A 19,056-nucleotide genomic window follows, 5' to 3' on the forward strand; every position below is an offset into this window, starting at 1 on the left:
TTATCCGTTTTATGGTAAAATATGAGTTAAGCATGAAAATTTTACTTTACTTAGAAGCCGAAGAATTCCTGAGTCATTCAGGAATTGGACGAGCAATGAAACATCAACAACGCGCATTGGATCTTATGGGAGTGGACTGGACGAAAGATCCCTCAGAAGATTATGATATTCTCCACTTGAATACTTATGGATTTGGCAGCTGGAAAATGCTTAAAAAAGCCAAAAAAGCTGGTAAGAAAGTTGTCTTTCATGGACATTCTACAAAAGAAGATTTTCGTAATTCATTCGTAGGGTCTAATTTGGTTGCACCTTTTTTCAAACAATATCTCATGCGCTTTTATCGCGCAGCAGATCTTGTAATCACACCTACTGAGTACTCTGCAAGCCTTCTTCGTGCTTATGGAATCAAATGTCCAATTTTACCAATATCAAATGGAATTGATTTAGCAAAGTATGAGCGTTCTCTTGAAAAAGAGCAAGCTTTTCAAGAATACTTTAATCTCAAAAGTAATCAAAAAGTGGTTATTACCGCCGGTCTTTACTTTAAACGTAAAGGGATTGATGATTTTGTAAAAGTTGCGGAGCGAATGCCTGAAGTTACTTTCATTTGGTTTGGCTATCAAAACCTTTGGACCATCCCTGGCTGGGTACGGCGAATTGTTAAAAAAAATCATCCCAAAAATGTCTTGTTCCCTGGCTATATAAAAGGGGAGGTTTTTGAAGGGGCGATGACCGCTGCCGATTGTTTCTTTTTCCCTTCACGTGAAGAAACCGAGGGCATTGTAGTGCTTGAAGCTTTGGCTAGTCATCAAAAAGCTTTGATTCGGGATATTCCTGTCTATAAAGGCTGGTTGGATACTTCATCCGTCAGCATGGCCTCTGATATTGACGGATTTGTCCAGGAGCTTGAAGAGATTTTAGAGGGAAAAGTCGATAAGACTGCTGCCGGATTCGATGTTGCACAAGAGCGAACTATTGAAAAGGTTGCGCATGAACTTGTAGCTGCCTACCAGCAAGCTCTAGAACTTTAAAAACTAACTGACGGAGCCATCAGTTTATCAAAGAAGAATTGTTAAATGGGAATTAATTATGAGAGTTGGACTTTTTACAGATAGTTACTATCCACAAATCAGTGGAGTTGCTACGAGTATACAAACTTTAGCTTTAGAGCTAGAAAAATTAGGACATGAGGTCTTCATCTTTACTACGACTGACCCTCGCGCGGATGTAGACCATGAGCGAAACATTATTCGCTTACAATCCATTCCCTTTGTCAGTTTGGCAGAGCGCAAGATTGTCCTTAAGGGGGTCTTTGCTGCCTACCTTATTGCAAAAGACTTTGACTTAGATATTATTCATACACAGACCGAGTTTGGCATGGGGATACTTGGTAAGATGGTTGCTGCACAGCTACGAATACCTGTCATTCACACCCTTCACACAAAATACGAAGATTACGTCTATTACATTGCAAAAGGACGGTTAATCCGCCCTAGCATGGTCAAATATGTTATCCGTAATTTTTTAAGAGGTACAGAAGCGATTATTTGTCCAAGTGAGATGGTCGCTGAGACGGTGGATAGCTATGGCATCACTTTACCAAAGCGTATTATTCCGACTGGGATAGAAATTGAAGTCTTTAAACGTGAGGATATCAAGCCAGAAGAACTCATTGACTTACGCAAAGAACTAGGTATTAAACCTGATGAAATTATGCTCCTCAGTCTTTCAAGGATCGGAGCAGAAAAGAATATTCAAGCCGTTGTGCGCGCCTTGCCTGAAATATTAACAGAGTTTCCCGTGAAACTTGTTATTGTTGGCCACGGCCCTTATGCTGACACTTTAAAAGCTCTCGTAGAAGAATTGGATTTAACTGAGCACGTTGTTTTTACCGGACGCGTAGAAAATGAACAAACTGCTTATTATTATAAAGCTGCTGACTTTTTCATTTCTGCCTCTACTTCCGAAACACAGGGGCTAACTTATTTAGAAGCCATTGCCTCAGGGACGCGTGTATTAGCCGCAAGAAATCCCTATTTATCTGGCTTGATTAATGATGTAGAATACGGCCGACTCTTTGAAGGCGATGATGATTTGGCTGAAGTGACAAAAGCAGCTATGCGTGATCTGCACCCTATTGATAAATTTAAATTTGAAAAGAAACTCTATGAAATTTCTGCTGAAAATTTTGCCAAACAGGTTTATCTCTTCTATCTCGATACGATTATTGAGTACAATAACCTTAAATCCATCGAGGCTGAGCGCTTCCCTATGAAGATGGAAGACACGATCCGTCAGATGCCACTCACTGTGAAACGTTCAATAAAAAGAGAACAAATTCGTGCAAAATATTTTGCTAGAAAAGCCAGTAAACTTGCCAAAAATCTACAAAGTTATGTTAAAATAGATAAGGACAAAGAGCAGGACTAGAGCCAACTATGACAAACTGCTCATTTGAAAGAAAATTTGCAATAAGATAGAGCAATCTGATAAAAACAACGTTTTGCCTTGCAGAACATCGAAAGGAATCCTTTAAACATGAAATCACATTTATTAGCCATCATGAATCGTTTGAATCGCTTAGTTGAAGGTGGCGATCCAAAAGAAACTTATAATTTTGAGCGTGAGGGCGAAGTTATGCTTACCGTCAGTTATAGTCCTGAGGATCAAGCTTTCTCCCTTCGTTATCCAAAACAAAAAGATGCTTCTTTGTTTGATGACATTGACCTTGTAGCAATTGAAATTTACGATATGATTTATTAAAAAAATACTGACAAGCTTGTCAGAATTTTTTTATTTTTGATAAAAGATTGACATTAGTACTTGTTCATAGTAAAATTAGCTGTAAATTTAGGAATTTGGAGAATTTAATGAAAAAGAAAAAATGGCTCGTCCCTGCTGCCTTTGGTCTGGCACTCCTTACGCTATCTGCTTGTGCTCCTTCCCAAAGTAATGCCAATGCAGCCAAAAAAACTTTTATAAAAGATGTTGTGGCACTTAATGATACTTCTGTTTACAATGCTCAGGAATTCACACTTAAAGTAGCAGACTTTAAGGCAAGTGGAGAAGACGCCTCTGAAATGAACAAACTACTCACTGGTTCATCACTTCAACTCAACGTTAATTTGGATAAAGCGCATCAACTTGCCAGCCTTTCTGGCCAAGTGGGATTCAATAAAGCAAGCTATGCTTTGAGTTTGTTGATGTCTGAAAAAGGAATTTATCTTAAGAGCGACGACCTTAAAAACATCTATAAAGCAAGCCCTGCTGCTTCTTCAAGCTCTCAAATAGGGACTATTTATGGTGGAATGATAGAGGGCCTGACGAAACCTTATTTTCTCTTAGATGATCAAACCATCAATGCTGGTGCAAGCAGTACAGCTGATGATGGTACAACGGAGGATTGGTCAAGCACCTTCAACACAATCTTTGAAAATAAGAATACAACAAAAGAAGAATTAAACAATGCTTTAAAAGACGTACCTGCCTCAGCTTTTAGCCAAAAAGGAGACAAAGTAACTTTCAAAATCTCTGGTAATGACATTTCCTTTTCTGAACTTATCAAAGGCTTGAGCCAAGTTAATAATCTCCCAAAAGAACAAGTTGATACACTCATTAAAGAAAGCAAATCTCTTAAAGCGGAACATGTCGCTCTTGATTTGACGTTAAACGAAAAAACGCACCGACTTAACGGTACGATTGCTGCAAAAATTAAAGATACTGAACAAGATTCAAATGTCACTTTTAAGTTAGACTTGGATGCCAAGCGCAGTAAACTCAAAACAGCGCTTAAGGAACCTACAAGTAGTGAAGTTGATACTTTGTCCGATCTGCAAAATGCTTATATGACTAATTTAGAAACTCAAGCTGGACTGAGCGCTTGATTTATCAGTTCTTCTCTCTCAAAAACTACTGACAGCCTGGTCAGTAGTTTTTTTAATGCTTTCCATAATATATTTCATTGATTTCATCCGTATAATTTCCGTCTTGATCATGGACAATCAGCGGAGGCAGAAAAATTTCACCGCCTGGTTTGCCATCCTTAATCGCATCAATCAATAAAATATTGGCAGGTTGATCAGCCTTAGGATAAACAAACTGGATCCATTTGGGTTGGAGATTGTTTGCACGCATCTTATCTACAATCTCTAAGAAACGCTCTGGTCGATGAACCATAGCAATATGTCCGTTTGATTTAAGGAGCTTTTTGCTTGTTTCAAAGATTTCATCAAGATTTGTGGTCAATTCATGTCTTGCTAAGGTATAGTGTTCGCTCTCATTGAGGCGGCTTCTTTTAGAGTCCACTTTGAAATAAGGCGGGTTACAAAAAATTAAATCCGTGCTCGAAGGGTGGAGATAATCTAAAGCATGCTTTAAATTATCAGTAATAACCTCCATTTGGTCCTCTAAGCCATTAAGTGCAATCGAACGGCGAGCCATTTCAGAAAGGCGTTCTTGCAATTCCAACTCAATTATTTTAGCACTTGTCTTGCTACTAGCAAACAGGCCTACAGCACCGTTTCCTGCACACATATCCACTACCTGACCCCGCCTGGGTAGACGGGGAAAACGAGCCAATAAAATTGCATCAATACTAAAAGAAAAAACCTCACGGCTTTGAATAATCTTTACGCCGCTGCTAGCAATCTCATCAATTCGTTCGTTCTCATGTAGTACAATATTTTCCATACTTTTATTATAGCGTAAGAAGTTCAAAACAACAATTTTATACCTTAGTTTTCGATCAATTTCTCTTTTTAAACTTATGAAAAAAGTTCCCTTTAGCTTAGGGGAACTTTTTTATTACTGACAGCTTGATCAGTAAGCTGACTGACTCTTCTATTTAGCTTCGTACCAAGTCTGCCCTGTGTTTTCATCAACTTTAAGAGGGACAGCTAATGTCATAGCTTCTTCCATTGTTTCTTTGACTAGTTTTTGTATAACGTCAAGTTCTTCCTTAGGGACATCCAGGATAATTTCATCGTGCACTTGTAAAAGTAACTGCGTTTTATAACCTTTTTCAGTCAAAGCCCTATCTAGATTAATCATAGCAATTTTCAAAATATCGGCTGCTGATCCCTGAATTGGCGAATTGATTGCTGTACGCTCAGCAAATCCTCGTACGTTAAAGTTCCGTGCGTTAATATCTGGAATTTTTCGCCGACGATGACTCATTGTTTCCACAAAGCCCTTGTCTCTAGCTTCACGTACAATATTTTCCATATAAGCCTTAATACCAGGATAACGCTCAAAATATGTTTCGATATAATTTTTGGCATCTTTTCTTGTGATTCCTAAATTCCGGGCTAATCCGAAGTCTGAAATTCCATAAACTACCCCAAAGTTGACTGCTTTTGCATTACGGCGATCATTAGGCGTGACAGCTTCTGGTTTATCAATGCCAAAAACCCGCATCGCTGTTGAAGTATGGATATCTGCTCCATGGTTAAAAGCATCAATCAAGTGCTCATCCCCTGAAATATGAGCTAAAACACGTAATTCAATTTGCGAATAGTCGGAGCTCAAGAGGATTGCATTTTTACTGGGAACAAATGCCTTACGGATTTTGCGTCCTTCTTCTAAGCGAACTGGTATGTTTTGTAAGTTTGGATCTACAGAGCTTAAGCGTCCCGTCTGTGTCAAATCTTGGATATAACGCGTATGAATTTTTCCATCAGAAGCAATCTGTGGAATTAATCCTTTCACGTAAGTGGACTGCACCTTATTAATCTGACGATATTCCAAGATTTTGGCCACGACAGGGGACATTGTAGCCAACTCTTCCAAGACATCCACCGCTGTAGAATAACCCGTCTTCGTTTTCTTACCTGCCGGTAATTGCAATTTTTCAAATAAAATCACACCCAGTTGTTTAGGAGAATTAATGTTGAACTCTTCACCAGCTAAATCGTAGATTTCTCTAGTGAGCAAGGCAAGTTTTTCCTCATTTTCGGCTCCTATTTGCTCCAAGGTTTGTTGATTAACAAAAATTCCTGCAATTTCCATCTTCGCCAAAACTTCTGCTAAAGGCAACTCCATCTCATTCAACAACTGCAATTGCTCATTGTCTACGAGCTCTTGAATCATCTTGGGCTTCGCCTGCGCTAAAACTCTGATTTTCCGAGCCAAATGTTCAAACATTACCTCATCCGCTGGTAAAGCCAGTTTTGTTCCTTTACCATATATTTCTTCATCAGAAGCAACATACCCTGCATCAAACAATCGAGCAATCGTCGTGATTTTATTGTCTTCCGTCGTAGAAATTAAATATTTCGCAAGCATGGCATCAAACTTACTAACAGAAAGCTGTACGCCAAGACGATTGAGCAAAACACGATTCTTTTTAAAATCATACGTATTCTCTGGTAAATTAAGCTGTTTGAGAAGGTCTACATTCTTTGAAACATAAATCTTATCTACATTTCCCCAAGCAAAGCCGATAATTTCTTCTCGATGATAATTTTCCCCTAAAGTTTCCAAGTAGAAAAAGTCGTCAGGGGATATCTCCATACTGACAGAGTCATCAGAGACCAGTTCGTAACTTATCTCCTCTTTAATTCCAATTGCATCATCACTTACAGCACCATCAGTCAATAATTTACTCTTGAATTGTGCAAAACCCATTTCATCATAAAAAACACCTAATTCAGCAATCTTTTTGGGTTGCAGTACAGTATCCTCTAGACTGATTTCAATTGGAGCTTGAGTATTGATTGTAGCTAATCTTTGAGATAAAAAAGCCATGTCTTTATCAGCGATCAAGTTCTCTTTCATCTTGCTCGCCTTCAATGTTTCCACATTTGCGTAGAGATTTTCCAATGACCCCCACTCTTGCAAAAGCTTCAAAGCCGTTTTTTCTCCTACTTTGGTTACACCTGGATAATTATCCGAACTATCCCCCATTAACGCCTTGAGATCAATAAATTGTTGAGGTGTTAAGCCCATCTTTTCCATTAAATAAGCCGTTGTATACTCTTCAAATTCAGCTACACCCTTTTTGGAAATTTCAACTCGCGTATTTCCATCCACAAGCTGAATCATATCCTTATCACCCGTCACAATAGTAACATCAAAATTAACATCTGGGGCTTCCGCCATTTTGTCCAAAGTCCCAATAATATCATCAGCCTCATAATTAGCTAACTCATAATGACGGATTCCTAATTTCTCAATCATTTCCTTAATAAAAGGTAACTGTTCGCGAAATTCATCTGGTGTTTTTGAACGTCCACCTTTATAGTCAGCAAACATTTCCGTACGAAAAGTTGTTTTTCCAGCATCAAAGGCAATTAATACATGTGTGGGTTGAATTCTTTCCATTAAAGAAGAAAGCATTGTATGAAATGCAAAAATTGCATTTGTATGAAGCCCATTAGGTGCTCTGAAACGATCCAACTGACTGTATAAAGCAAAGAAAGCTCTAAAAGCAATCGATGATCCATCAATAAGCAAAAGTCTATTCTTATTTTCCATAGTACAATTATACCCTAAAAAATAAAGAAAAAGAATGATTGGACTCCTTTCATTCTTTTTCAATCAAACGTATAAAAAAAGGAGCCGTAGCTCCTTAAGTTCACTTGGCCACTCGCCTATCTCCCAGGGGGCAACCCCCAAGTACTTCCGCCGTAGATGGACTTAACTTCTGTGTTCGACATGGGAACAGGTGTATCTCCATCGCAATGATGACCAAATCATTAAATGTTACCTTGAACATTCAAAACTAAATAACAATTCTTCTAACTCATAAACCTTAAGCATTTTATATTTGACTCTTTGGTAAAGTCCTCGAGCGATTAGTACTGGTCCGCTCCACGTCTCGCAACGCTCCCACTTCCAGCCTATCTACCAGATCATCTCTCTGGGCTCTTAATTCTTACGAATGGGTAATCTCATCTTGAGGTGGGCTTCGCACTTAGATGCTTTCAGCGCTTATCCCTTCCCTACATAGCTATCCAGCCGTGCTCCTGGCGGAACAACTGGTACACCAGCGGTAAGTCCATCCCGGTCCTCTCGTACTAAGGACAGATCCTCTCAAATTACCTACGCCCGCGACGGATAGGGACCGAACTGTCTCACGACGTTCTGAACCCAGCTCGCGTGCCGCTTTAATGGGCGAACAGCCCAACCCTTGGGACCGACTACAGCCCCAGGATGCGACGAGCCGACATCGAGGTGCCAAACCTCCCCGTCGATGTGAACTCTTGGGGGAGATAAGCCTGTTATCCCCAGGGTAGCTTTTATCCGTTGAGCGATGGCCCTTCCATGCGGTACCACCGGATCACTAAGTCCTAGTTTCCTACCTGCTCGAGTTGTAGCTCTCGCAGTCAAGCTGGCTTTTACCTTTACACTCTACGATTGATTTCCAACCAATCTGAGCCAACCTTTGAGCGCCTCCGTTACTCTTTAGGAGGCGACCGCCCCAGTCAAACTGTCCGTCAGACACTGTCTCCCTGGCCGATTATGCCAGCGGGTTAGAGTAACCATAAGTCAAGGGTAGTATCCCAACAACGCCTCAATAGAAACTAGCGTCCCTATTTCAATGGCTCCTACCTATCCTGTACATGACTTACAGGTACTCAATATCAAACTACAGTAAAGCTCCATGGGGTCTTTCCGTCCTGTCGCGGGTAACCTGCATCTTCACAGGTACTAAAATTTCACCGAGTCTCTCGTTGAGACAGTGCCCAAATCATTACGCCTTTCGTGCGGGTCGGAACTTACCCGACAAGGAATTTCGCTACCTTAGGACCGTTATAGTTACGGCCGCCGTTTACTGGGGCTTCAATTCATACCTTCGACTTACGTCTAAGCACTCCTCTTAACCTTCCAGCACCGGGCAGGCGTCACCCCCTATACATCACCTTGCGGTTTAGCAGAGAGCTGTGTTTTTGATAAACAGTTGCTTGGGCCTATTCACTGCGGCTGGCTTTTACACCAGCACCCCTTCTCCCGAAGTTACGGGGCTATTTTGCCGAGTTCCTTAACGAGAGTTCTCTCGATCACCTGAGGCTACTCGCCTCGACTACCTGTGTCGGTTTGCGGTACGGGTAGATATGACTTTACGCTAGAAGCTTTTCTTGGCAGTGTGACATCACGGAGTTCGCAACCGTAGTTGCTTCCCCATCACAGCTCAATGTTAAAGAGAAATGCATTTGACACATCTCACACCTCACTGCTTAGACCAGAATCCATTAACTGGCATCCGTTAGCCTACTGCGTCCCTCCATCACGATCATATCTAGTACTGGAATATCAACCAGTTGTCCATCGACTACGCCTTTCGGCCTCGCCTTAGGTCCCGACTAACCCAGGGCGGACGAGCCTTCCCCTGGAAACCTTAGTCTTACGGTGGATAAGATTCTCACTTATCTTGCGCTACTCATACCGGCATTCTCACTTCTTAACGCTCCAGCACTCCTCACGGTATACCTTCATCGCGGTTAAGAACGCTCTCCTACCATTGATAAAATATCAATCCAAAGCTTCGGTAATATGTTTAGCCCCGGTACATTTTCGGCGCAGGGTCACTCGACTAGTGAGCTATTACGCACTCTTTGAATGATAGCTGCTTCTGAGCTAACATCCTAGTTGTCTGTGCAACCCCACATCCTTTTCCACTTAACATATATTTTGGGACCTTAGCTGTTGGTCTGGGCTGTTTCCCTTTCGACTACGGATCTTAGCACTCGCAGTCTGACTGCCGAACATGTGTATTAGCATTCGGAGTTTATCTGAGATTGGTAATCCGAGATGGACCCCTCACCCAAACAGTGCTCTACCTCCAATACACTTACATTTCGACGCTAGCCCTAAAGCTATTTCGGAGAGAACCAGCTATCTCCCAGTTCGTTTGGAATTTCTCCGCTATCCACAAGTCATCCAAACACTTTTCAACGTGTCCTGGTTCGGGCCTCCAGTGCGTCTTACCACACCTTCACCCTGCTCATGGATAGGTCACTAGGTTTCGGGTCTACATCATGATACTAAGTCGCCCTATTCAGACTCGGTTTCCCTACGGCTCCGTCTCTTCAACTTAACCTCGCATCATAACGTAACTCGCCGGTTCATTCTACAAAAGGCACGCTCTCACCCATTAACGGGCTCGAACTTCTTGTAGGCACACGGTTTCAGGTGCTATTTCACTCCCCTCTCGGGGTTCTTTTCACCTTTCCCTCACGGTACTGGTTCACTATCGGTCACTAAGGAGTATTTAGGGTTGGGAGATGGTCCTCCCGGATTCAAACTGGATTTCGCGTGTCCAGCCCTACTCAGGATACTGCTAGGTATAAGCGCTATTTCGTCTACGGGATTATTACCCTCTTTGATTAACCTTCCCAGGTTATTCGACTATAATGCTTAAGTCCACGTTGCAGTCCTACAACCCCAAGAAGCAAGCTTCTTGGTTTGCCCTTCTTCGCGTTCGCTCGCCGCTACTTACGAAATCGTTTTTACTTTCTCTTCCTGCAGGTACTTAGATGTTTCAGTTCTCTGCGTTACCTTCACGTAAGCTATGTATTCACTTACGGATAACTGCTAGTAGCAGCTGGGTTTCCCCATTCGGAGACCTAGGGATCAATGCGTACTTACTGCTCCCCCTAGAATATCGTCGTTAGTCACGTCCTTCATCGGCTCTTAGTGCCAAGGCATCCACCGTGCGCCCTTATTAACTTTGCCATGATGATTTAAATCATCGTTTTTCAAGTATAAGTTTGTAAATTCTTTAAAATTCACAGCTTTTCGGTTTATTTATCGTTATTAGATATTGTTATTTAGTTTTCAATGTTCAAGTTTGAAACTTTCGTTTCAATGGAGCCTAGCGGGATCGAACCGCTGACCTCCTGCGTGCAAAGCAGGCGCTCTCCCAGCTGAGCTAAGGCCCCACAATCAAGAAGTTGATTCTTGTGTAGGTTTTTTACTAAACCCCTCAAAACTGAATAAAGTTGAATGCTCACTCTTGTATATATTCCTTAGAAAGGAGGTGATCCAGCCGCACCTTCCGATACGGCTACCTTGTTACGACTTCACCCCAGTCATCGGTCTTACCTTAGGTAGCGCCCTCCTTGCGGTTAGGCAACCAACTTCGGGTACTCCCAACTCCCGTGGTGTGACGGGCGGTGTGTACAAGGCCCGGGAACGTATTCACCGCGGCGTGCTGATCCGCGATTACTAGCGATTCCGACTTCATGTAGGCGAGTTGCAGCCTACAATCCGAACTGAGAATGGTTTTAAGAGATTAGCTAAACATCACTGTCTCGCGACTCGTTGTACCATCCATTGTAGCACGTGTGTAGCCCAGGTCATAAGGGGCATGATGATTTGACGTCATCCCCACCTTCCTCCGGTTTATCACCGGCAGTCTCGTTAGAGTGCCCAACTTAATGATGGCAACTAACAATAGGGGTTGCGCTCGTTGCGGGACTTAACCCAACATCTCACGACACGAGCTGACGACAACCATGCACCACCTGTATCCCGTGTCCCGAAGGAACTTCCTATCTCTAGGAATAGCACGAGTATGTCAAGACCTGGTAAGGTTCTTCGCGTTGCTTCGAATTAAACCACATGCTCCACCGCTTGTGCGGGCCCCCGTCAATTCCTTTGAGTTTCAACCTTGCGGTCGTACTCCCCAGGCGGAGTGCTTATTGCGTTAGCTGCGATACAGAGAACTTATAGCTCCCTACATCTAGCACTCATCGTTTACGGCGTGGACTACCAGGGTATCTAATCCTGTTTGCTCCCCACGCTTTCGAGCCTCAGTGTCAGTTACAGGCCAGAGAGCCGCTTTCGCCACCGGTGTTCCTCCATATATCTACGCATTTCACCGCTACACATGGAATTCCACTCTCCTCTCCTGCACTCAAGTCTACCAGTTTCCAATGCATACAATGGTTGAGCCACTGCCTTTTACACCAGACTTAATAAACCACCTGCGCTCGCTTTACGCCCAATAAATCCGGACAACGCTCGGGACCTACGTATTACCGCGGCTGCTGGCACGTAGTTAGCCGTCCCTTTCTGGTTAGATACCGTCACACGAGGAGCTTTCCACTCTCCTCGTCGTTCTTCTCTAACAACAGAGTTTTACGATCCGAAAACCTTCTTCACTCACGCGGCGTTGCTCGGTCAGACTTTCGTCCATTGCCGAAGATTCCCTACTGCTGCCTCCCGTAGGAGTTTGGGCCGTGTCTCAGTCCCAATGTGGCCGATCACCCTCTCAGGTCGGCTATGTATCATCGCCTTGGTGAGCCTTTACCTCACCAACTAGCTAATACAACGCGGGATCATCTTTGAGTGATGCAATTGCATCTTTCAAACTTAAAACTTATGTTTAAAGCTATTATGCGGTATTAGCATTCGTTTCCAAATGTTGTCCCCCGCTCAAAGGCAGATTCCCCACGCGTTACTCACCCGTTCGCTGCTCATCCAATCGGTACAAGTACCAATCTTCAGCGCTCAACTTGCATGTATTAGGCACGCCGCCAGCGTTCGTCCTGAGCCAGGATCAAACTCTCAAATAAAGTATTTAAGTCACCGAAGTGACTGGCTTGTCTTTCATTATTGATTGACAGATTTTTGATGTATTTCTACATCACATGAGTCATTCTTCTTTATTCAGTTTTCAATGGTCTAGCTCGCTTCAAGACCCTCGTCTCTCGCGACAACTATTATATTCTATCAAACCTAACTCCCCTTGTCAAGAATAAACTGTGACTTTTCCCCCTTTTTTCCTCCCTCGTTCGCTTTTGAATTCTTTGTATCCGTTTGCTTTGTATGCCACGACTCACTTTACCCTAAGCAATCTTTTTTCAAAAAGAAAGGCCTCTTCTCAATTGAAGAGGCCTGCTCAGTTACGGTTAGTCTTCATCAAATAAAATCGCTTTAATTTTTTCCTTTAAACGATACTTCTGCATTCTCGTAAGATGTTCCCCATGCATTTGCTTTACCAACAGTTCTTTATAGTGTGTTGAAAGTTTATCATAAACTTCTTCTAGTAGATGGTTGAAAACTATCTCGCTTTCAGGTGTAGCAAGGTTTGAGCCGATCCAATCTGCGCAGTCATAAACATTGATCGGATGGAGCTGATCAAAACCTCTTTTTCGTGCTTTAATATGGCGAATTTCGTCAATTAAGTGCTGATGGTAAGCCACTTTAAATTTCGTATGTACATGATCTAAATTTGTAATTTTCTGTAGCAATTCGTGTAGTGTAATCATTCCCTCTTGGAAGTAATCATCGTAATCCCATGTGTTGATGTACAATTGCTTCATCAATTTATAAATTATCGGCCGCATCTCAGAGAATAATTCGTTGAATTCTAAACCGTATTTTTCTTGAATGTCATCCATATGTTAACTCCCTATATTCTATGTCCAATAAATTGTCTAAAACATTCGCGAAAATCAGGAGGGCGGATGACTTCCCCGCTCAAATTCGGGGAGGTGGGTTATTTTTAGGAATATCCATTTTTTCTCCTTTCTATACGATATTCCCCATATTCACGTCTACTTTCTTATATTATAATGCTTTCACTCCTCTTAGACTAATAATATGCAAAAACTCAGAGAAAAAATTTCCCTGAGTTTTCTATATTTTAAAGATAATCTGGTGTTTGCTTTGTCTTGAAGTAAACTCCAGAGATTCTTGAAGCCGCTCCTGGTTCAGCTATTTCTAAAGTCTTAGAAATTTCATCAAAGGAACCATCATAATCACGATCTCTTTCAAAAAGTTGTAACGCTCGAGAAATACCTTGAGCAACCTGTTCATTCGAAGCCTTATACCGATTTGCATACTGGATTAACTGCTCTGCTAATACAGCATGATCAGTCATATTCGTTGTTGCTTCTTTCAAAACATGCATATCTTCTGTGCTGACATCTACCAGGTGATTAATGGTATCAATATTAATTCTCACACGCCCTAACTCTTTAAAAAGATTTTGTACACGGTCACCTGTAGTGAAGAATAAATCGAGATAATCTTTGGGCAAACCTGGAAGGTTTCTCTTCTCAACATAACGTTTTATGGTGCGAAGCTCTGAGTCAAATCGATCTGCAATTTCTTGCGCCGCCCGTTCTTCGTCTTTGAGTCCTGTCAGCGTATTACTGATTTTGATTTGATTTTTTTCCATTTCTTCAAGAGCACTCACGACGGAGTTCACTCTGCGTGAAAGTACTGAATATGGAAGTTTCTTGCCTTCAATACTTTCCATGATCTCATCAACATCTGATTCTAAAGCTTCTAAGTGTTCCTGATAGCCTCGAACATAACCTTTTTCATTGCCTGATAAAACATAGGCTTGTGTCACATGATCAATTTCGAGAAGTAGATTCTTATTATTGACCCGAATATGTTCGATATATTCACGAAGTACTGTAGAACGTTTTTCGACATTGCGACGAGCAGCATATTCTTTTTCAAAAATAGCATAAATTTCTTCTACTTTTTCTTGAATAAGTGCTAACTCAGTTTCAACTCGATCAAGCTCAAATTGTTCTAAAAGAGCATTGCTTTCAACAAGATGTTGATGCAACTCATTCATTTTGTCATCCAGGTTGATGCTTTCAGGTAAGACGTAATCATCTTCAATAAATTTGTCACATGCTTCTTGAAGTTCTTCAAATTGCTTAGGAATTTCTTTATCTATTTTGGATATAAAGGCAGGGATTTGTTCTGTGATAGCTCTTAAAGCAATCGTATGTTCTTCAGCGGTTTCTAAAACCTCTGCCGCTTCAATCGGATCCCCTGTTGAGTTTAAAGTAACAAATTGTGAAAACTCAGTCTCAATATTTGCAAGATGTTTTTCGAGCTCAGTGATGACACTTCCATACAAATCAGCATTATCTGTAATGTCATTTCGAAGGTTATCATACAAATCTAGCGATTCTTGAATTTTATTTGAATTACGTTTTTCTTGCTCCACAAGTTGATCAACACCTTGACGAATCCCCTGAACTTCTTCTTCCATCAATTCTATTTGTGCTTCACTATCTGCGACAGATTCGCGTGCTCGGAAAAAATGGAATGAATCATTTAACTGTTCGGCCTCAAAAATATGGTTCTCCAAATCAGCAAAAGAATTCGAGGACAAATCAATCCATTTTTGATTCCATTCGCGGAAAATAGTTTGGGATTGTCCAACAAGATGCATTTTTTTAACTGCATCTATCTCCTCTTGAACTGGTAAGTCAAAAAGAGTTTCTTTTCTTTCTTCTAATTCTAATATACGATCTTCGGTCTTTTTACGCATCAAAATTGCGAAAACATAGAAACCGATGATAACAACTACTAATGCTACAATGAGGATAATGACAGTACTTGACATGCTTTACTCCATAAAATGTTTTAATTACTTAGGGATAGGTTTATTTAGATAGAAAATCTCAAATATAATTATAGCATATTGAGTGAAATAAATACACTATTTTTTCAGCTTGTCTCTAAATTCTTTTCTCATTTTATATCGTTCTAAATAAAAAAAACAGCCTTCGGCTGTTTTTAAGGTTTAAAGTCCAGCTTTAGCAGCTTCAACTTCTGCTGCGAAATCACTTTCTGCTTTCTCGATTCCTTCACCCACTTCAAAACGTGCAAATGAGATGGCTTTTGCACCTTTTGAGTCAAGGAATTCTTCAACTGTTTTGCTATCATCCATGATATAAAGTTGAGCAAGAAGAGCAAATTGTTGATCCACTTTTGTATTATCAACAATGAATTTAGCCATTTTACCTGGCAAGATTTTATCCCAAATCTTTTCAGGTTTTCCTTCAGCTTTAAGTTCTTCTTTGAAATCCGCTTCTGCTTTTGCAAGAACTTCTTCAGTCAATTGACTCTTAGAACCGTATTCGTGATGTGGCAATTCAGGTTTGTTAACGAGAACACGACTTGCATTGTCTTCATCGATCTTGTGGTTCATTTGTGCCAATTCAGTTTTTACAAATTCTTCATCAAGCTCATCTGCAGAAAGAACTGTTGGATTCATTGCAGCGATATGCATAGAAACTTGTTTAGCTAATGTTTCATCTGCACCTTCAAGCACTGTGATAACTCCGATTTTACCACCGTTATGTTGGTAAGCACCGAAGTGTTGAGCAGCTTCTTTTTCGATAACAACAAAACGACGGAAAGTGATTTTTTCTCCGATTGTAGCTGTTGCTTGAACAAGCTCTTGTTCAAGGGTTACACCTGAAGCAGTTTGGATCGCTAAAGCTTCTTCATTGTTAACTGGTTTGTTTGCAGCAATAAGTTCTGCAGCTTCTTTAACTAACGCTACAAATTGGTCATTTTTTGCAACAAAGTCAGTTTCAGAGTTCAACTCAACAAGGGCCGCTACATTACCATTTACTGCAATTCCTGTAAGACCTTCAGCAGCTACACGATCAGCTTTTTTAGCTGCTTTTGCAATTCCTTTTTCACGAAGGAGTTCTGCGGCTGCTTCCATATTCCCATCAGTTTCAACAAGGGCACGTTTGGCATCCATGATACCTGCACCAGTTTTTTCACGCAATTCTTTTACTTGAGCTGCTGTTACTGCCATTTTGTAAATCTCCTATATCATTTTTTTACCAAAGATTTGGTAGTTTTTTATTTTAAAAAACAGACGAGGCGTAAGGCCTCGCCTGTAGTAATCACTTAATTAATGAGTCGACTTATTTACCTTCGACGATTTCAGCAAGTTCTTCAAGAGATTCTTCTGAAGCTGCTTCTTCGGCTACAAAGTCTTCTGCTGCATCTTCACCTTGACGACCTTCGATGATTGCATCTGCCATTTTAGCTGTAATCAATTTAACAGCACGGATAGCATCGTCATTTGCAGGAATAACTACATCGATTGGTTCTGGATCTGCGTTTGTATCGACCATAGCTACAACTGGGATTCCCAAAGTTTTAGCTTCTTTAACTGCGATTTGTTCAGCATGCGGGTCAACGATGTACATAACATCTGGAATACGAGGCATATCAGCGATACCACCGATGAATTTTTCAAGGCGTTCGCGTTCTTTGTTCAAGAGTACAACTTCTTTTTTAGGAAGAACTTCGAAAGTTCCTTCTTCTTCCATTTTGTTGATTTCTTTAAGGCGAGCTACACGGGTTTGGATAGTGTTCCAGTTAGTGAGCATCCCACCCAACCAACGATGGTTAACGTAGTATTGACCAGCACGAAGAGCTTCTTCTTTAACTGCTTCAGCGGCTTGCTTTTTAGTCCCAACAAAGAGTACTACTGCACCTTCTTGTGAAGCATTTTTTACATAGTTGTAAGCATCGTCAACAAGTTTTACAGTTTTTTGAAGGTCGATAACGTGGATACCATTACGTTCTGTGAAGATGTATGGTTTCATTTTTGGATTCCAACGACGCGTTTGGTGACCAAAGTGTACACCAGCTTCGAGGAGTTGTTTCATTGAAATAACTGACATGAGTATGTCTCCTTTTAAAATAGTTTTTCCTCTTTTACCTATCATCCGCCGCCGCAATACTTGCGTACACTACGACTTTGTCCAGATAAAATGCGAGATGGTTACTACCGTAAAATTTTCTACACATAGCAACTTTTTAATTATACACTGTTTCGGCTTCATTTGCAAGCATATTTTTACTGACAAAACTATCAATCAACTTTCTTTTCTTCAAGCTGGGCGTTACTTAGCTAAGTATCTTGTTTAGTTTAATGAATAGCATCGCTTCTGAGAATATTTTGGCAATTCAAGATCGTAGCTTTATCAAAAAGTAGTCTCCTGCAGACATTGTCCACAAGTGGTCTTAAGGTTCTCTCGCTTCCTGATGTTTAGCTTTTGACAGGTCGAATTTCCCGTCACTTATCAACGTAATCCTTTTCTTACACGATAACATTTACTGACAGCACCATCAGTAAATTTTTTCTAAGAAAAAATTAATATTTTTCACTGTAACCGCTTTTTTGTGATAAAATAGAATATATAATATAATAGATTAAGGAGAAAAACATGAAAGAAAAAATCCTCTTAGGCGGTTATACAAAACGCAAATCTACAGGTGTTTATAGTGTCCTTTTAGATAAAAAGAAAGCTGAATTATCAAATTTAAGCGAAGTGGCAGCAGTGCAAAATCCCACTTATATCACATTAGATACAGCGGGACACCTCTATACTTGTGCCGCTGATGGTAACGGTGGCGGTGTAGCAGCTTTTGATTTTGATGGTGATGTGGCCACTCCTTTAGGTAACGTGACCTCAACTGGCGCTCCCCTTTGTTATGTAGCTGTTGATGAGAAACGCCAGCTGGTTTACGGTGCGAATTACCACCTTGGCGAAATTCGTGTTTATAAAATTCAAGGCGATGGCACCCTCAAATTAACAGATACAGTCAAACATACTGGTTCTGGACCACGTCCTGAACAAAGTAGTGCACATGTCCATTACGCCGATCTGACACCTGATGGCAGACTAGTTACTTGTGATTTAGGTACAGATGAAGTCACAGTCTATGATGTACTTGGCGAAGGAAAATTGAATATTGTAACAATCTACCGTGCCGAAAAAGGAATGGGTGCTCGCCACTTAACTTTCCATCCAAACGGAAAAGTTGCTTATTTGGTTGGAGAGTTGAACTCTACTATCGAAGTCTTGAGTTACAATGAAGAACGCGGTCGATTTGCACGTTTACAGACTATTTCTACTCTTCCAGAGAACTATCATCAACATAATGGGGTAGCAGCTATCCGCATTAGTAAAGATGGTAAATTCTTGTATGTTTCAAATCGCGGACATAACTCTATCGCCCTTTATAAGGTCAGCCCTTTGGGAACAAAACTGACTTCTGAGGGTTGGGTGGAGACAGAGGGAGACTTCCCACGGGATTTTAATCTTAACCAAACAGAAGATTTCCTGATTGTTGCACACCAAAACTCTGATAACCTCAGCCTGTTTTCAAGAGACAAAGAAACAGGGCGCTTAACACTTGAACAAAAAGATTTCTACGCTCCAGAAATGACTTGTGTGCTTCCAGTATAACAGGTGATTCGGAATGGATTCATTTATATATAAAGAATGCCAACCCATTTCTGGGTTGGCGTTTTTTTATAAA

Annotated in this window: 11 protein-coding genes, 1 tRNA gene and 3 rRNA genes; 5 read left to right on the forward strand and 10 right to left on the reverse strand. The window is 41.0% G+C overall.

The window, feature by feature from the left end:
* The first annotated feature begins 32 nt into the window (after positions 1 to 32).
* The 4 genes from JW886_RS00415 (at position 33) to JW886_RS00430 (ending at position 3,884) form a co-directional block, all read left to right on the forward strand.
* Entirely contained in the window at positions 33 to 1,031 is a 999-nt protein-coding gene (locus tag JW886_RS00415) for an LTA glycolipid anchor biosynthesis glycosyltransferase, IagA/BgsA family (protein ID WP_075525579.1), read from the forward strand.
* Positions 1,032 to 1,089: 58 nt separating this feature from the next.
* Positions 1,090 to 2,430, forward strand: coding sequence for a glycosyltransferase family 4 protein (locus JW886_RS00420; RefSeq protein ID WP_200407588.1), 1,341 nt, complete (start codon positions 1,090 to 1,092; stop codon positions 2,428 to 2,430).
* A gap of 108 nt (positions 2,431 to 2,538) precedes the next feature.
* Complete coding sequence (locus JW886_RS00425; RefSeq protein ID WP_075525577.1) at positions 2,539 to 2,763, forward strand: YkuJ family protein; 225 nt, start codon at positions 2,539 to 2,541, stop codon at positions 2,761 to 2,763.
* A 107-nt stretch (positions 2,764 to 2,870) separates the two neighbouring features.
* Entirely contained in the window at positions 2,871 to 3,884 is a 1,014-nt protein-coding gene (locus JW886_RS00430) for a hypothetical protein (protein ID WP_205872032.1), read from the forward strand.
* Between the two features lie 52 nt (positions 3,885 to 3,936).
* On the opposite strand, the gene JW886_RS00435 is transcribed toward JW886_RS00430, so the two are convergent.
* The 10 genes from JW886_RS00435 to rpsB form a co-directional block, all read right to left on the reverse strand.
* Entirely contained in the window at positions 3,937 to 4,689 is a 753-nt protein-coding gene (locus tag JW886_RS00435) for a tRNA1(Val) (adenine(37)-N6)-methyltransferase (RefSeq protein WP_075525660.1), read from the reverse strand.
* 150 nt (positions 4,690 to 4,839) lie between these two features.
* Positions 4,840 to 7,473: a DNA polymerase I gene (gene polA / locus JW886_RS00440; RefSeq protein WP_205872033.1), complete on the reverse strand. Its 2,634-nt coding sequence runs from the start codon at positions 7,471 to 7,473 to the stop codon at positions 4,840 to 4,842.
* Between the two features lie 102 nt (positions 7,474 to 7,575).
* Positions 7,576 to 7,691, reverse strand: a 5S ribosomal RNA gene (gene rrf / locus JW886_RS00445).
* 82 nt (positions 7,692 to 7,773) lie between these two features.
* Positions 7,774 to 10,674: ribosomal RNA gene (locus tag JW886_RS00450) — 23S ribosomal RNA — on the reverse strand.
* 133 nt (positions 10,675 to 10,807) lie between these two features.
* Positions 10,808 to 10,880 (reverse strand) — tRNA-Ala (locus tag JW886_RS00455).
* A 91-nt stretch (positions 10,881 to 10,971) separates the two neighbouring features.
* Positions 10,972 to 12,518: ribosomal RNA gene (locus tag JW886_RS00460) — 16S ribosomal RNA — on the reverse strand.
* Together the 16S, 23S and 5S rRNA genes with 1 tRNA gene alongside form the textbook arrangement of a ribosomal RNA operon.
* Positions 12,519 to 12,854: 336 nt before the next feature.
* Positions 12,855 to 13,346: a sigma-70 family RNA polymerase sigma factor gene (locus JW886_RS00465; protein ID WP_205872034.1), complete on the reverse strand. Its 492-nt coding sequence runs from the start codon at positions 13,344 to 13,346 to the stop codon at positions 12,855 to 12,857.
* A 245-nt stretch (positions 13,347 to 13,591) separates the two neighbouring features.
* Positions 13,592 to 15,322: a septation ring formation regulator EzrA gene (gene ezrA, locus JW886_RS00470; protein ID WP_205872035.1), complete on the reverse strand. Its 1,731-nt coding sequence runs from the start codon at positions 15,320 to 15,322 to the stop codon at positions 13,592 to 13,594.
* Positions 15,323 to 15,502: 180 nt separating this feature from the next.
* Positions 15,503 to 16,531: a translation elongation factor Ts gene (gene tsf / locus JW886_RS00475; RefSeq protein WP_205872036.1), complete on the reverse strand. Its 1,029-nt coding sequence runs from the start codon at positions 16,529 to 16,531 to the stop codon at positions 15,503 to 15,505.
* Positions 16,532 to 16,643: 112 nt separating this feature from the next.
* Complete coding sequence (gene rpsB / locus JW886_RS00480) at positions 16,644 to 17,411, reverse strand: 30S ribosomal protein S2 (protein WP_075526251.1); 768 nt, start codon at positions 17,409 to 17,411, stop codon at positions 16,644 to 16,646.
* Between the two features lie 546 nt (positions 17,412 to 17,957).
* Here rpsB and JW886_RS00485 point away from each other — a divergent pair.
* Positions 17,958 to 18,983 (forward strand): lactonase family protein, encoded by a 1,026-nt coding sequence (locus JW886_RS00485; protein ID WP_205872037.1) that lies wholly within the window; start codon positions 17,958 to 17,960, stop codon positions 18,981 to 18,983.
* Positions 18,984 to 19,056 lie beyond the last annotated feature (73 nt).

It is taken from the genome of Lactococcus taiwanensis (assembly GCF_017068355.1).
GTDB classification, from domain to species: Bacteria; Bacillota; Bacilli; order Lactobacillales; family Streptococcaceae; genus Lactococcus; species Lactococcus taiwanensis.